Source organism: Prevotella sp. P2-180 (assembly GCF_002251435.1).
Lineage (GTDB): Bacteria > Bacteroidota > Bacteroidia > Bacteroidales > Bacteroidaceae > Prevotella.
The window spans coordinates 1-1,099 of the sequence record NZ_NPJI01000045.1 but is presented as its reverse complement, the minus strand read 5'-3'; the positions used below and the strand labels follow the sequence as shown (position 1 = coordinate 1,099).

Sequence of the window (1,099 nt, the reverse complement as noted above, 5' to 3'; positions counted from 1 at the left end):
AAAAAAGGTCCTTCCGACTCCTCTAAGGCGCCCCTCCAGAAAGGAGGTGTTCCAGCCGCACCTTCCGGTACGGCTACCTTGTTACGACTTAGCCCCAATCACCGGTTTCACCCTAGGCCGACCCTCGCGGTCACGGACTTCAGGCGCCCCCGGCTTTCATGGCTTGACGGGCGGTGTGTACAAGGCCCGGGAACGTATTCACCGCGCCATGGCTGATGCGCGATTACTAGCGAATCCAGCTTCGTGGGGTCGGGTTGCAGACCCCAGTCCGAACTGAGGAGGGCTTTCATGATTAGTACGCATTTGCATGCGAACAACACTCTGTACCCCCCATTGTAACACGTGTGTAGCCCCGGACGTAAGGGCCGTGCTGATTTGACGTCATCCCCACCTTCCTCACACCTTACGGTGGCAGTGTCCGCAGAGTGCCCAGCACTACCTGATGGCAACTACGGAGAGGGGTTGCGCTCGTTATGGCACTTAAGCCGACACCTCACGGCACGAGCTGACGACAACCATGCAGCACCTCCACAGGAGCCCCGAAGGGCCTCATCATCTCTGAATCGTTCTCCTGCAGTTCAAGCCCGGGTAAGGTTCCTCGCGTATCATCGAATTAAACCACATGTTCCTCCGCTTGTGCGGGCCCCCGTCAATTCCTTTGAGTTTCACCGTTGCCGGCGTACTCCCCAGGTGGGATGCTTAACGCTTTCGCTTGGCCACTCCAACTAATGCCGGAACAGCGGGCATCCATCGTTTACCGTGCGGACTACCAGGGTATCTAATCCTGTTCGATACCCGCACTTTCGAGCTTCAGCGTCAGTTGCGCTACAGTGAGCTGCCTTCGCAATCGGAGTTCTTCGTGATATCTAAGCATTTCACCGCTACACCACAAATTCCGCCCACTTACCGCGCACTCAAGCCGTCCAGTTCGCGCTGCACGACCGGAGTTGAGCCCCGGTTTTTCACAACACGCTTAAACAGCGGCCTACGCTCCCTTTAAACCCAATAAATCCGGATAACGCCCGGACCTTCCGTATTACCGCGGCTGCTGGCACGGAATTAGCCGGTCCTTATTCATGCGGTACCTGCAATACACCAC

The 1,099-nt window shown here is 56.9% G+C and carries 1 rRNA gene; it reads right to left on the bottom strand.

What is annotated here, in order from left to right:
* Window positions 1-39 precede the first annotated feature (39 nt).
* A 16S ribosomal RNA gene (locus tag CIK98_RS07540) occupies window positions 40-1,099 on the bottom strand; the annotation flags it as partial.